Here is a 14,941-nt window from a genome sequence, read left to right on the forward strand (position 1 = left end):
TGCGCTTCTTGTAAAAGCGACCTCTTAAATATATCATGCTTGCGTTTTAGTGTCAACAACTTTTTTCAAAAACTTTATTTGGTTAAAAGCTGAATTGAAATGTGTTGCTCACACAACCTTATTTACTTTACCACGATTTTTCCCGAATGGCAAGCGAAAATACAAAGAAATTTATGGTAAATAGACTTTTATTTAATTCGTTCGTTTCCAATCGGAAACCGCACTAATATAAAAGGTGACACTCACCCTCGTGGATGAACGTCACCTTTATAGTGGAGTAGTCGTTTCCTTCTATTTGTTACGCATCTGCGGGAATAATAATACGTCACGTATTGATGGTGAATTTGTCAAAAGCATAACGAGACGGTCAATCCCTATTCCTAAACCACCGGTTGGCGGTAATCCATATTCCAGTGCTTCGAGAAAGTCTTCATCCATGACATGAGCTTCATCATTACCTTGGTCACGCTCTGCCACTTGTGCCTCGAATCGTGCACGTTGATCGATCGGATCGTTAAGTTCACTAAATGCATTTGCATGTTCACGACCAACAATGAACAATTCAAAACGGTCTGTGAAGCGTTCATCATCCTTGTTTTTCTTAGCTAACGGTGACACTTCTACAGGGTGGCCATATATAAATGTCGGTTGAATGAGTTTATCCTCGACCTTTTGCTCGAAAAATTCATTCAGTACATGACCGAATGTCATTGTATCTGTAATTTCGATACCGTGATCCTTCGCAAGCTGGCGTGCTTCTTCATCACTCATTTTCTCCCAAAAGTCTACGCCTGTATGAGCTTTAACAGCATCAGCCATATGCAGACGCTCCCACGCTGGTTCTAGCGAAATTTCTTCTTCACCATAAACAACTGTCGTCGTACCGAGTACTTCTTTAGCAATATGGGCAACCATTTGTTCAGTTAACGCCATGATATCATGGTAGTCGGCATACGCTTCATATAGTTCAATCATTGTGAATTCAGGATTGTGTCGTGTAGACACACCCTCGTTCCGAAAGACGCGGCCAATTTCGTAGACCTTCTCCATTCCACCAACGATTAATCGTTTGAGGTGAAGTTCAATCGCAATTCTCATATAGAGTGGAATGTCTAATGCGTTATGGTGTGTTTCAAATGGGCGAGCAGTTGCACCACCAGGGATACCGTGCATCATTGGGGTCTCTACTTCTAAAAATCCTAGGTTATCTAAATACTTACGCATAGACTGAATAATTTTAGAGCGCATAACAAAGGTTTTACGACTGTCTAGGTTCGTAATTAAATCAAGATATCTTTGGCGATAGCGCTGCTCGATATCTTTTAAACCATGATACTTTTCTGGTAAAGGACGTAATGATTTTGTTAGAAGTTGAAATTCCGTAACTTTAACGCTTAGTTCACCGACCTTTGTCTTAAACACCGATCCAGTTACACCGACGATGTCGCCCATGTCAATCGTCTTAAAAATCTCGTAAGCAGCTTCACCAATAGCATCTTTACGAACGTATAGCTGTATTTGACCACTTACATCTTGTATATGAGCAAATCCCGCTTTACCTTTTCCGCGTTTCGTCATAACTCTACCGGCAATTGTAACTTCAATATCTTTTTCTTCTAGTTCCTCTTTTGAAAATGCCTCATATGCGCTATGTAAATCCTCTGCTACGTGCGTTCGAGGAAATTCGTTTCCAAACGGATCGATTCCTTGTTGGCGATATGCATCAAGCTTGTCTCGTCGAACGCGCATTTGTTCATTTAACTCTTCTGACACAACGATCACTCCTGTTTCTTTTTTTATACTATATCATACGAGCATGGGTTTAAACGTCATCATACCTCTAAGAGTCAACGATTATTCTAAATTGACGTATCTTTATTGACTTGAAACGGGCGAAAATCTGCCAGCAAGAACTGACAGATTCTCCCCAATTCTTATGATGCTCTTGAGTCGGATTCCATTTCATGGGCATACGTAAATAAAATATCTTGAAGCTCTTGTCTTGTCTCAGCGTCATTGATTTGACGTCTGACGCGACCATTACCTCGTAGCCCTTTTAAATACCATGCAGCGTGCTTACGCATTTCCATAATCGCTACCTTTTCACCTTTAATTTGAATTAAACGATCCATGTGTAGCATGCAGACATTTATTTTCTCGGTAGGTGTTGGTTCTTCCAAAAGTTTACCTGTTTCAAGGTATTGGACAGTCCGGTATATCATCCACGGGTTTCCTAACGCGGCTCTTCCAATCATAACGGCATCTACGCCTGTTTCATCAAGACGTTGTTTCGCAATTTGTGGAGAGTCGATATCACCATTCCCGATAACAGGGATCGAAACAGCTTCCTTCACTTGTTTTATGATGCTCCAATCAGCTGTTCCCTCATATAATTGTTTGCGCGTACGTCCGTGAATTGCAACAGCCTTCGCACCCGCTGCTTCAATAGCCTTCGCATTTTCCACTGCAAAAATGTGATCCTCATCCCAGCCACTACGCATTTTAACTGTAACTGGCTTATCAACAGCCTGTACGACTGCAGACACCATTTCATATATTTTATCAGGGTCTAACAACCATCGGGCACCTGCGTCACATTTCGTGATTTTTGGAACTGGACAACCCATATTAATATCAATGATGCTTGCATTGGAGTTGGTCTCAACAAATTGTGCCGCTTCAACGAGCGTATCCTTTTCACCACCAAATATTTGCAAGCTCATTGGCATTTCCGCCTCATCGATATAAAGCATTTGCATCGTTTTTTCATTTTTATTAACGATCCCTTTATCACTAACCATTTCCGCGCAAACAAGACCAGCGCCAAATTCCTTAACAGTCAATCGAAACGCATAATTACTGACGCCTGCCATCGGGGCAAGTACAACTTTGTTCGGAATCGTAATATCTCCTATTTTAAACATTGATGATCCTCCTTTTCGCGTTCTTCAAGTAGCAGCTCTTTATTTTGAATGTCTAAAATGTGTGTTATATGATTGAGCATATCTTCGTTTGGACGTTGTTCTCCACGTTCAATAGAGCCTAGAACAGCAGTGGGTACGCCAAGCTCCTGGGCAAACTTTATTTGCGTATAGCCTTTCAGCTTACGAAACGCTTTTATGCGTCTGCCAAGTCGGTCTTGTTCCATCGTATAACATCCTTTTTTTCATGATCAGAGCATACCTCTAATAAATTTTTGACTGTCTTGTCTAATCCGGGCACACTTACATCCGGCGCCAATTGTTTAAGTGGCACAAGTACAAATGCGCGTTCATGCATACGGGGGTGAGGTACAGTCAATACATCCGTCTGTATAATGGCGTCTTGATACATAATAATATCAAGATCAATCGTTCTCGGTCCGAATCGAATGCTTCTCTTTCTTCCGAGCTGTTGCTCAATTCCCTGACAAGCCGTTAGCAGCTCCAAAGGTTCTAATGACGTCTCTATCCGAACAACCATATTCAGAAAGTGCGCCTGATCCGTGTATCCAACAGGTTCTGTTTCATAAATAGGCGAGCGCGCTTCGACTGATATATCATTATGATGGTCTAAAAGGCGAAGTGCTTCCTGCAAATGTTCATAACGTGGTTCAATATTCGTCCCTAGGGCAATAAAAATTCCTGTCATAACGAACGCTCCCGACTGATTTCAACAGCAACAGAAGCAAAATGACCTGGTATTGGTGCATCAGGCTTCGTTACTTTTACAACACAGCCCTTTAGCTGATCGAATGTTTCAAATAACGCATTAGCAATTGTCTCAGCGAGTGTTTCGATTAACTTCTTAGCTTCACCTTCAACAATATCTTTTACGATGTTATAAACGGTACCATAGTTAATCGATGCATTCATATCATCTGTCGCAGCAGCCTGACGCACGTCCACATGCAGCTCCAAATCAACATAAAAACGCTGGCCAAGATGATTTTCCTGCGGGAATAAACCATGATAGCCGTAAAAAGCCATTTCTTTTAAAATGATCTTATCCATAACAATGCTCCTTTATTTAACCGTCTTTCTTTAAAGCTTGTCTGCAGCGAGCATTGCGTCCATCATTTTAGCAAGCTCGACGTGAAGTTTCACATTATGAACGCGTACAATTTGTACACCTTTAGATATACCAAGGCACGTCGTTGCCCCTGTTCCTACATCACGTGCTTCAGGAACTTCCTGATCAACGATCGTACCAATAAAGCCCTTCCTTGACGTTCCGAGAAGAACAGGAAAACCCATCCCTGTAATCTGTTCAAGATTATTTAACACAACAAGGTTATCGGCTTGAGTCTTTGCAAAGCCAATCCCTGGATCGAGCACAATATGCGCCTTTGGAACACCTGCTTTAACTGCAACCTCGATACTTTCGTGCAGGTCTCTCTTCATATCATCGATTAATGAATCATACTGTTTGGTCATACGATTATGCATTAAGATAATTGGCACGTCATATTCAGCGGCAACAGCAGCGATTTCCGGATCCCGTTTGGCACCCCATACATCATTGATAATAGACGCACCAGCTTCCAATGCACAACGAGCGGTTTCCGCTTTATACGTGTCAATAGAAATAGGCGTGTCTACTTTAGCGCTCACGGCTTCAATTATAGGAACGACACGGTCAATTTCCTCTGTTTGCGTGACAGGGATATGTCCCGGGCGCGTCGATTCACCACCAACATCAATAATTGCGGCGCCTTCAGCCTCCATTTGAATGGCATGCTGAACCGCATTGTTCAATGCCATGTATGAACCACCATCAGAAAACGAATCCGGCGTCACATTTAAAATACCCATAATATGAGTTCGATTGTTCATATGAAATTGATTTATATTGAAATGTGTCTTTGATTTAAGCATCATGACATATCCTTTTCTTAAAATGTTCGGTTCTTATACTATCATATGCACGCGGGAAAAACTATCTATTTATGTTGCGCGTTTCACACATAACACCGTTTGACGCAAAAGGAAAAAGAAAGCAGTCACCGCGAGTAGGTGCTGCTCTCTCCTTTATTTACGCTTGATCTTCATTTTGATACAGAGCGGTGGACAAATAACGCTCACCGTTATCTGGTAAAACGGCCAAAACCTTCTTGCCAGGTCCCATTTGTTTCGCAACTTGTTTGGCTGCTGTGATCGCGGCACCGCAAGAGATTCCACCGAGGATTCCTGTTGAAACAGCTGTTTCACGTGCTGTGGCAAACGCTTCATCGTTAGATACTTTAATGATGTCATCATAAACATCCGTATTTAAGATGTTTGGAACAAATCCAGCGCCTATCCCCTGAAGCTTATGTGGACCTGGTTCGCCCCCAGATAAAACGGCTGAATCCTCAGGCTCGACTGCAACTATTTTGATATCAGGGAACTGTTCTTTGAGTACTTTTCCAGCACCCGTAATGGTTCCACCCGTTCCAATCCCAGCTACGAAGGCATCTAGTCCATCTTTCATTTGTTCAATAATTTCTTTTCCTGTCGTCCGAGCATGTACGTCTGGATTGGCCTCATTGTCAAACTGCTGCGGCATATAATATCCATGCGCTTCTTTCAATTCTTCTGCTTTTTTAATTGCACCCTTCATGCCGTCTGCGCCAGGGGTAAGTACAAGTTTCGCACCAAATGCACGTAACAGTTTGCGGCGCTCCTGACTCATCGTATCCGGCATAACGAAAACGGCTTTGTACCCTTTTGCCGCTGCAACCATGGCAAGACCGATACCAGTGTTCCCGCTCGTTGGTTCAATAATTGTATCTCCTTGCGATAAAACTCCTGAAGCTTCGGCAGCTTCTATCATCGCTAAAGCAATTCGATCTTTAACAGACCCACCTGGATTGAAAAATTCTAGTTTAACGTAAATTTCAGCCATATCATCCGTTTCATCGGCAAGTTTTACAACTGGTGTCTGACCGATTAGCTCTGTAATATTGTTGACTTTACGCATTTATAAAAAACCTCCTATAATATTTCCCTTTAATTTATGACGTTTATATCATATGCACAACTGGTCATTTAATTGTCAATTTGCACGCCATTTCATTCACCATAAATCCACTCAACATCTGCTTTTTGCCATAAAACACGTGCATCAAGATTTTGATTCATCTCATCGAGGGCAAGCTCATTTTTGATATACGGCTTAATTTCATCGTACGTAAACGTAATAGTAGGCAAGGTTTGGTGCAAATATACAAGCGCAACGCCTTTGTCTGTTGAGAATGGGTCACTGTACGTAAATGGCTCCATATCAGATACAACATCATTATAGCCGTTAGGAATAAATTGGCTTGTCGTTACAAAATAACCGAGATAGCCGCCATCTTCACGTGATTCATCATCAATCGAATACTCTTGGGCAAGCATTGAGAAGGATGCACCTTCATCCAATTCAGCCTTCACCTTATTAGCGGTGGCCATATCAGATACTACGATATGAGATATTTGAATACGCTCATCAAAGTTGTATTGATTTTTATATTCATCGAAAAATGTGCGAATCTGCGTTTCGGGAATGGATACATCTTCTGTTAAAAGCGTTTCGAGCTCATAACGAAACACAATATCTTCCCGCCATTGTTCCTTCCACTTTTTCGTCTCTTCCTCTGACATAATGCCACCAATAGATACAAGGTGGGCAAGCTCTCGTTCAATAATTTTTTCATCAATGTTGATGGTACGTTCGTCAGCCATTTGTTGTACGACCGTTTTATCAACAATTTTTTTAAGCTGCTTTTGTCCATATTCACGCCGCAGTGCTTTCATCCACGTGTCATATGATATGTCTGTTCCATTAATCGTAGCGACCGGTTTATTCACATCAATATGTGCCTCGTCATCGGACAACTCACCGTGCTTTTGTTGGTCATCACCCAAAAGTATAACTGTGGCAATGTTTGTAATTAAGAGCACAACGACCAAACCGAATAGTAACTTCTTTGGCATGGGTGACTTCCTTTCAAACTATTTTATCGTGAAGAACCTTATGTCTTAACCTGATGGTACAAGGTTCATTCATATCTTTAGCCGTTATAAATTCTCGTGTGTGTAAAGATTACATTATTTTATTGATTGTTTGAGTACTTCCAATTCCTCTTCCGAAAAGCGGTATGTTTCATTACAGAAGTGACACGTAGCTTCTGCCCCGTGATCTTCCTTTATCATCGCGTCAATTTCTTCAGCACCTAGTCCAATGATCGCTTGTTGAACACGTTCCTTGGAACAGTTACAGTTGAAGCGAATTGGCATCGTTTCATGTAGTTTTAACGCATCATCACCGAACAACTTTTCTAGTATTTGTTCAGGTGTGTGACCTGCTTCGATCAGATGTGAGATGGACGGAAAGCTTTGAATCCGTTGTTCTAAGCTTGTCACAACTTCATCATCCGCACCTGGCATAACTTGTACGATAAATCCGCCAGCAGCAGCGACTGTATGATCGGGGTTTACTAGAACACCGGCACCTACTGCTGAAGGGATTTGTTCGGAATGCGCAAAGTAATACGTTAAATCCTCACTAATTTCCCCAGAAACAATTGGGACTTGTCCCGTAAAATGGTCCTTAAGGCCAGTGTCCTTTACAACACTAATTTGTCCTGTTGTACCGACAGCCCGTGCAACATCTAATTTTCCTTTTGAATTTAACTCAAAATCGACATGTGGGTTAATCACATAACCACGTACATCACCATTCGCGTAGCTGTCTGCTATAATGGCACCAACCGGGCCATCGCCTTCTATTTTTATCGTTACTGTATCATTACCTTTTTGCATCGCGCCCATCATCACAGCTATTGTCATCGTTCTACCAAGTGCAGCTGTTGCGGTTGCCCACGTGTCCTGTCGCCTTCTTGCTTCTTCTACTGCTTGAGTTGATTGTACAGCATATGCCCGAACATATCCGTTATAGGCGGTTGCTTTTATTAAATAATCTGTCATAAATATACTCCTTTTAACGTTATGAATTAGTTTAACTGCTTATAAATGAGGTATAACCCTTTTAATGTCAAATGTTTATCAACATGATCAATTGTTTCTGAGCCGTTGGCAATGAGACGGGCGAGGCCACCTGTTGCGATAACAGTCGGTGTTTGCTTAGCTTCGCGCTTCATGCGATTCACAATACCGTCAACCTGACCAACATACCCCCAGAATACACCAGATTGCATTGCTTCTACGGTAGATCTTCCGACAACAACTTCTGGTTGCTGTATCTCTATTTTAGGGAGTTTCGCAGCCTTATGATAGAGCGCTTCTAAAGATACATTCACGCCCGTAGCAATTAAACCTCCTGCATACTGCTCCTGTTCATCTACATAACAAAATGTTGTTGCTGTGCCAAAATCAATAATGATGAGCGGTGCATCATATTCGGCAAGAGCCGCCTTTGCGTTCACAATTCGATCAGCACCAATTTCCTGGGGGTTTGGATAACTCATCTTGATGATTGAAGCAAAGTCCGTCTTTCCAATGACCAATGGTTCAATGTTGAAATAAAGTCGGCACATCTTTTCAAGTGCAAACATAATAGGCGGTACAACAGATGAGATCACAATGCCTTTAATATCGACGAGCGCCAACCCTTTATGCTCTAACAGTGATTTAACTAGCATGCCAAGCTCGTCTTCCGTTTTATGGCGGTCTGTTTTGATCCGCCATTCATATTTCAATGCATCTTGTTCGAACACACCTAACACAGTGTTAGTGTTTCCTATATCAATTACAAGTATCACCTTGGACCATACCTTCCATGTTAAATTCAAGCAACTGTACCTTTTAATATAACATAATTTCATTCTGAGACAGAAGAACAAGCCTTTAACCGTCTCTTCCCAACGGCCCCAGCTTGTTGAATGATATGAAAAGAGCCTAGGAACAAGCCTAGAATTTTAATCAAGTGATCGAACAATAAAATTACCAAGCTCCGGAGCGGTCGCAATTTTCCACTTTCACTTTATTTTTATCTCACGCCCATAAGAAAACAACCTCACCATTCTGTATGGGAGGTTGTTTTTGTTTTAGTCTTTTTTATCATCTTCATCAGAATCATTCACGGTGTCATGATCTGCATCTTGGTCTGATGTGTCTTGCGGCGTTTCGTGATCATCATCATTTTGAATCTCGTCACGCTGCTGTTTATATTTAAGTTGAGCTTTTTCTTTTGCTTCTTCAAATGTTTCCGGCTTATTATCTTTTGATTTAATGTTAACTTTAACATCACCATCACCAGAAACGATTTCTGCCACTTCTTCCTCTTCCACTTCAGGCTCTGGAAGAACACCATCATCAAATAACGATTTGATTTGTTTGGCATCAAGCGTTTCGACATCTAATAACGTTTTAGCAATCAGCTCAAGCTGATCTTTATGCTCCGTTAAGATTGTCTTAGCTCTGTCATAGCAGTAATTAATAAAGTTTTGAATCTCGGTATCAATTTCATATGCGATCGTATCACTGTAATTCTGTTCGTTCTGAATATCGCGGCCGAGGAATACTTCACCGCCACCGCCACCAAACTGCAATGGGCCTATCTTATCACTCATACCGTATTCAGTAATCATCTGACGTGCAATACTTGTTGCACGCTGGAAGTCATTCGATGCGCCTGTGCTCACTTCACCGAAGATGATTTCTTCAGCAACACGCCCACCTAATAGTCCAGTGATCTTATCGAACAGCTCTGGCTTCGTCATGAAGTAACGATCTTCTTTAGGAAGCATTACTGCATAACCACCAGCCTGCCCACGTGGGACAATCGTCACTTTGTGTACAGTATCTGCTTCGTCGAGCACCATACCAATAACTGTATGGCCACTTTCGTGGTATGCAACGATATTTCGTTCTTTTTCTGAGATGACACGGCTCTTTTTAGCTGGGCCAGCGATGACACGGTCAATCGCCTCGTCAACATCAAGCATGTCAATAGACTTCTTATCACTACGCGCAGCAACAAGGGCTGCTTCGTTCATTAAGTTTTCCAAGTCGGCACCAGAGAAGCCTGGCGTCCGCATGGCAATCGTTTTTAAATCAACACTATCATCGAGTGGTTTATCTCGCACGTGAACTTCAAGCACTTGTTCACGACCCTTAACATCAGGGCGGTTAACCGGAATCTGTCTATCAAAACGGCCTGGGCGTAAAAGCGCAGGGTCAAGAATATCAGGACGGTTTGTCGCTGCAATGATGATAATGCCTTCATTGGCACCGAAGCCATCCATTTCAACGAGCAATTGGTTCAATGTCTGTTCACGTTCATCGTGACCGCCACCAAGACCAGCACCACGCTGACGACCAACTGCGTCAATCTCATCAATAAAGATAATACATGGCGAATTCTTCTTCGCATTTTCAAACAAGTCTCTTACACGGGATGCACCAACACCGACAAACATCTCAACGAAGTCAGAACCACTTATTGAGAAGAACGGTGTACCAGCTTCACCTGCAACCGCACGTGCAAGTAACGTTTTACCGGTTCCCGGAGGACCAACGAGTAAAACACCTTTAGGAATGCGTGCACCGAGAGCTGAGAACTTTCTCGGGTCTTTTAAAAACTCAACAACCTCAACAAGTTCCTGCTTCTCCTCATCAGCACCAGCAACGTCCTTAAAGCGCACTTTTGCCTTCTCATCGCTAACGAGCTTCGCTTTACTCTTACCGAAGTTCATGACGCGGCCGCCACCGCCGCCACCTTGAGCTTGGCTTAAAATAAAGAAGAAGATTAAACCGATGATCAGAAACGGAATCATCGTTGTCACGAGCGTTAAGAAGCCGCTCGGCTGTTCCTGCTCCTTCGTTTTAAGTATGCTTTGAGCCATGCCTTGTTGTGTAATATCATAAATCACTTCCGTATTATCCGGAACTTGAGCGACAAACTGTTTGTCGCCATCATTTAGAATACCCGTATAGCGAACAATGCCATTAACTGGCTGATAAGTCAGCTCTTTAATTTCACCATTGTTCAGGGCTTCCATAAACTCTTTTACATCATATTCCTCTGCTTGATCGGTTTGTCCTCTAAAGAAACTTAAAACACCTACTAAGACGAGGAAAATAAACACATATAAGATAACGTGTCGAACTACACGGTTCATTTGCAACCTCCTCCCAAACGGGGAAAAACTATATTACATCGTACCATAGTGAAAAGTATCTACACAACTATTTAAGCTTGCTCATATAGATCGTTGTCGCGCAATAGAAAAAAGAGGTCATTCGTCTTCTTGACCACCGTAAATTTCAGGCTTAAGCACACCTATATAAGGTAAATTGCGATATTTTTCTTGGTAATCAAGCCCGTAGCCAACGACGAATTCGTTAGGGACTTCAAAACCGATGAGGTCAGCTTTAATATCAGCTGTACGGCCTGCTGGTTTATCAAGCAGCGTCACAATCTTTATGGAGTTAGCCTTACGGTATTTAAATAAATCAACGAGGTAATTTAATGTTAAGCCACTATCAATAATGTCCTCAATAATGAGTAAGTCACGGCCTTCAACCTTTGTATCAAGGTCTTTAACAATTTTAACCTCACCAGATGAACGCATCCCACCTCCGTAGCTTGAAACGTCCATGAAATCCATTTCCAAGTGAATGTTCATATGACGCAGCACGTCGGACATAAATGGCATGGCTCCTTTTAAGACACCTATAGCCAGCGGGAACTTTCCATCATATTCCTCTGAAAGTTGTTGCCCAATTTGTGCACATTTTGCTTTTATTTCTTCTTCCGATATGAGTGTGTGCTTAATATCATTATGCACAGAAACGCCTCCTATGTCTCACCTTCAAAATAATCAATCTGAATATATGGGCCGTGTGTGTGATCTTCTGCGGAAGAACAATTTTTCCTTAAACCCGTGAGCCAAATCAACTCCCCGCTTCCGTCAACAACGATTGGCCATGTGTCTCGCAAATGGTGCGGGACTTTTGCATCGATGAATATATCTTTGATCTTTTTATGGCCGTTTAGCCCTTTCCAGCGCATGCGATCTCCAGCCTGGCGTGTTCTAATATGTAAAGGTGTGGAGAGCTGTGATGCGTGGCAGATATAGCGTTGTGCTGTCTGTTTATCAGGTTCATCTGTAACCTTACCTACAAAACGGTCACCGTTTGGCAACATGACTTCACCAGGAATGTTAAATGGGATATCCCCGTCAAATGTTTCAGATGCTTCCCAAAAATAAAACGTCATCGTCCCGTATGATTTACGCAATACCAGCTGCCTCGGAAAGTCAACTTTACTGTTGCTTTTTTGGCTATTTAACAACGTTAAAAAAATCGATTCATGCCTATAAGATAGATCATTCGGCACTTCATTATACAGATATTTCAATATTAGATGATAAGCACGTCTTTGTAAAGCAATCGAATATAATTTAAATTGATCAATTTTAAAGACAGCCTTATCTTTATTTTCAGCAAAACGAACGGTCTGTTTGATCATATTTTCTGTCTCGATCGCCAAGTGTGCTTCATCAGCTTGCAGCGACTCACTTAAATGCTGTATGCTCAGATGCAAATTAGGATTGCGCTCTTTTAAAAGCGGGACAATCTGCTTGCGAAATGCATTACGGGTATAGTCTGTTTCGTCATTTGATGGATCATGTCGTGGATGGATACCGACAGACTGGCAATATGCTTCTATATCGTTTTTCGTCATACAAAGCATCGGCCTAATTAACGTCCCACTAGAAAATGGGCGTGCAACTGGAATACCTGACAGCGTTCGGGGATTGCTTGATCGCACCAAATTCATGAGCACCGTCTCCACTTGATCGTCGCCGTGATGACCTAACGCAAGATAGTCAGCTTTCTTTTGTTCCATCTGTTCTTTGAAAAATTGATACCGGAGCGTTCGTGCAGCAACTTGTGTTCCAACACCATACGTTGCTTTATACGTTTCAACATCAACAGACGTTCCAACGCATTCAATGTTCCATTTTTCACACATATCTTGAACATATAAAAGGTCTGTCTTTGACGCATCTCCACGAAGTTGATGATCTACTGATAGTGCGATAATCGTTAAATTCCATTCCTGCTGTAGCGTCTTTAATATGTGTAAGAGTGCCATTGAATCCGGGCCACCAGACACACCTACAAGGATGGTTGAGTATGGTTTGAGCAATTGATGCTCATTTATAAATGTCATGATTTTATCTCTCATACGTGCTTCGCTCCATTATTATATTCCCATCTCATCTATCGTATCACAACATACTTTGAGATATAACCGTATCGTTCATTTTAAGGTAGTATAAGTGAGGTTAAATAGTATAATAGAGCAATCATAGCAATTGACCCAGATTCTACAAGCAGATGGCGACTCTCGTTAGGCTGTCGCTGCTTGCTTGAAGGTGCTTTGTTTTTCTGCTGTCGATCAATAGCATTAACAACATCCTTCTTCATCTCACGGCTCGTTTTGTATTGTCCTTTAACTGCTTTTATGAGACACGTCTCATACGTCTTTAGCGGAGAAGCTTTTTGTATGTTCTTAATGAGAGTCACCTTTGGCTGTGCACCCTTTTCAAATCGATTTGGATAAGCCATATTGATGATGACCATAGCGAGCGCGAACAAATCATATCCAGGCTCTGCTTTACGGGAACCCATCTGCCAATAGCCGCGATCAAAGAACTCCGTATATTCTTTGATTGCCCGACCAATTTGCGTCGTGCCCCCAACATCAACCCAGCGAATGCGAATTGGTGCTGCTGTGACGATTAGATTAGCTGTTTTTAAGTCGCCAAACACCCAGCCCTGTTCATGAAGCTGATCCAAATCGTCAAGGAGCTGCAAAAGAAAAACCCCGACCCATTCAAACCCTCTTCTTTCTATAAACGATTGAACTGCTTGGCCTTGAACATATTCCATAACATAAAATGTGTAACACCTGCCATCGGGGGCTATCCAGTCATCGACATCCAGTAAATAAGGTCCAAGACGATTGCCCTGGACCTTCGCAAGTGATTGGAGTACATTAACCTCTAGTGTTAACGATGTCCCTTTTTCACTTATTTTTAATGCAGCAGGCTCACCATTCCTTCGTGTTAAATATACAAATCCAATCGCACCTGATCCGAGCTGTCTCTCAATCTTGTATACGTGCTGATGCCATTTACCGGTAATTACCGCACCGGGTTGTAGCTTACTGCCTTGCTTCGTCGATGTCTGCTTCATTTCGAACGCTCCTCAGTAAGCGTTTTTTGCCAAATTGATAGACGGCTTCACGTATAGCTGGACCTGTTGGCGTAATCCCTCCACTCGTTAGTTTAGGAAATACCGTTGATACCGCATCAAGCTTTGGTGACCAGTCAAACACTTTATCAATACTTTTACGCTTTCCTGGAAAACGAAAGATGCTAAACCGGTTACGACCGATTCTTGCATTTAAGCTAATGGATAGATCAATAAGAGCTTCCTTAACAGTTTCGAGTTTATCATGCATACTCGCACTCGTATCAACGAGGACAAGCACTTCTAAATCACTTGTTTCGCCCATGTCCTCGACGACTTCCATCACCTCGCCGCGCTTTTCTGGTTCTAAATCTTCCATAGTTTGACCAGGTCCAAGGATGTGCTGCAGCTCTTGGTTAACAAAGCCTTGAAGGGTCTGCGTCATTGCCTGCTTTGTAACCATTTGAACCGTCTGTGATAGCATCTCCTTGTAGACGATTTGGCTGACGCCACCGCCGGAGCCTGCAATATCCTCGACTTCCTGCAAGCCATCTGGTTGCTCTGTATGCTCATCCTCCAAAATGCCAATGACATTTACTGTAATACCTTGTTGATTGGCGAGTGCCGCAGTTGCTGCCGGATCCTCCCCTTTGTTGGAACAGCCATCTGTAATTAAAAGTATTTGCTTTAACGTTCCTTTACGCACATTCCACACCTCCAATTATTCCACTACCATCATCACCGAAAAAAGACGGTCATATACATAGATG

15 protein-coding genes are annotated in these 14,941 nt (G+C 42.2%); all 15 read right to left on the reverse strand.

The window, feature by feature from the left end; genetic code table 11:
* Positions 1–291 precede the first annotated feature (291 nt).
* Positions 292–1,773 carry a lysine--tRNA ligase gene (gene lysS, locus HPC67_RS12045; protein WP_217588287.1) on the reverse strand — a complete coding sequence of 494 codons (1,482 nt, stop codon included), beginning with the start codon at positions 1,771–1,773 and terminating at the stop codon, positions 292–294.
* Between the two features lie 161 nt (positions 1,774–1,934).
* Positions 1,935–2,924, reverse strand: coding sequence for a tRNA dihydrouridine synthase DusB (gene dusB / locus HPC67_RS12050; RefSeq protein ID WP_217588291.1), 990 nt, complete (start codon positions 2,922–2,924; stop codon positions 1,935–1,937).
* Complete coding sequence (locus HPC67_RS12055) at positions 2,912–3,148, reverse strand: helix-turn-helix domain-containing protein (protein WP_217588292.1); 237 nt, start codon at positions 3,146–3,148, stop codon at positions 2,912–2,914. Before HPC67_RS12055 ends, dusB begins: the two co-directional genes overlap by 13 nt.
* Positions 3,118–3,630, reverse strand: a complete 513-nt coding sequence (gene folK / locus HPC67_RS12060; RefSeq protein WP_217588294.1) for a 2-amino-4-hydroxy-6-hydroxymethyldihydropteridine diphosphokinase — start codon at positions 3,628–3,630, stop codon at positions 3,118–3,120. The genes HPC67_RS12055 and folK overlap by 31 nt, the downstream gene beginning before the upstream one ends.
* Positions 3,627–3,992: a dihydroneopterin aldolase gene (gene folB, locus HPC67_RS12065; protein WP_217588298.1), complete on the reverse strand. Its 366-nt coding sequence runs from the start codon at positions 3,990–3,992 to the stop codon at positions 3,627–3,629. The genes folK and folB overlap by 4 nt, the downstream gene beginning before the upstream one ends.
* Positions 3,993–4,022: 30 nt before the next feature.
* Positions 4,023–4,859, reverse strand: a complete 837-nt coding sequence (folP, locus tag HPC67_RS12070) for a dihydropteroate synthase (protein WP_217588299.1) — start codon at positions 4,857–4,859, stop codon at positions 4,023–4,025.
* A gap of 154 nt (positions 4,860–5,013) precedes the next feature.
* Positions 5,014–5,940 (reverse strand): cysteine synthase A, encoded by a 927-nt coding sequence (gene cysK, locus HPC67_RS12075; RefSeq protein ID WP_217588300.1) that lies wholly within the window; start codon positions 5,938–5,940, stop codon positions 5,014–5,016.
* Positions 5,941–6,032: 92 nt separating this feature from the next.
* A complete protein-coding gene (locus tag HPC67_RS12080) occupies positions 6,033–6,938 on the reverse strand; it encodes a peptidylprolyl isomerase (RefSeq protein WP_217588301.1) in 906 nt (301 codons plus the stop codon).
* Positions 6,939–7,052: 114 nt separating this feature from the next.
* Positions 7,053–7,931 carry an Hsp33 family molecular chaperone HslO gene (gene hslO, locus HPC67_RS12085; RefSeq protein WP_217588302.1) on the reverse strand — a complete coding sequence of 293 codons (879 nt, stop codon included), beginning with the start codon at positions 7,929–7,931 and terminating at the stop codon, positions 7,053–7,055.
* Positions 7,932–7,957: 26 nt separating this feature from the next.
* On the reverse strand, positions 7,958–8,725 hold the full coding sequence (locus HPC67_RS12090) for a type III pantothenate kinase (protein ID WP_217588303.1): 768 nt from the start codon (positions 8,723–8,725) through the stop codon (positions 7,958–7,960).
* Between the two features lie 285 nt (positions 8,726–9,010).
* On the reverse strand, positions 9,011–11,086 hold the full coding sequence (gene ftsH / locus HPC67_RS12095; RefSeq protein WP_217588306.1) for an ATP-dependent zinc metalloprotease FtsH: 2,076 nt from the start codon (positions 11,084–11,086) through the stop codon (positions 9,011–9,013).
* Between the two features lie 117 nt (positions 11,087–11,203).
* Complete coding sequence (hpt, locus tag HPC67_RS12100; protein WP_217588309.1) at positions 11,204–11,755, reverse strand: hypoxanthine phosphoribosyltransferase; 552 nt, start codon at positions 11,753–11,755, stop codon at positions 11,204–11,206.
* An 11-nt stretch (positions 11,756–11,766) separates the two neighbouring features.
* On the reverse strand, positions 11,767–13,161 hold the full coding sequence (gene tilS, locus HPC67_RS12105) for a tRNA lysidine(34) synthetase TilS (RefSeq protein WP_217588312.1): 1,395 nt from the start codon (positions 13,159–13,161) through the stop codon (positions 11,767–11,769).
* 80 nt (positions 13,162–13,241) lie between these two features.
* Positions 13,242–14,174, reverse strand: coding sequence for a protein kinase domain-containing protein (locus HPC67_RS12110; protein WP_217588313.1), 933 nt, complete (start codon positions 14,172–14,174; stop codon positions 13,242–13,244).
* Positions 14,143–14,877 carry a VWA domain-containing protein gene (locus tag HPC67_RS12115; protein WP_217588314.1) on the reverse strand — a complete coding sequence of 245 codons (735 nt, stop codon included), beginning with the start codon at positions 14,875–14,877 and terminating at the stop codon, positions 14,143–14,145. The genes HPC67_RS12110 and HPC67_RS12115 overlap by 32 nt, the downstream gene beginning before the upstream one ends.
* Between the last annotated feature and the right edge of the window lie 64 nt (positions 14,878–14,941).

Source organism: Lentibacillus saliphilus (genome assembly GCF_019093865.1).
Lineage (GTDB): Bacteria > Bacillota > Bacilli > Bacillales > Amphibacillaceae > Lentibacillus_B > Lentibacillus_B saliphilus.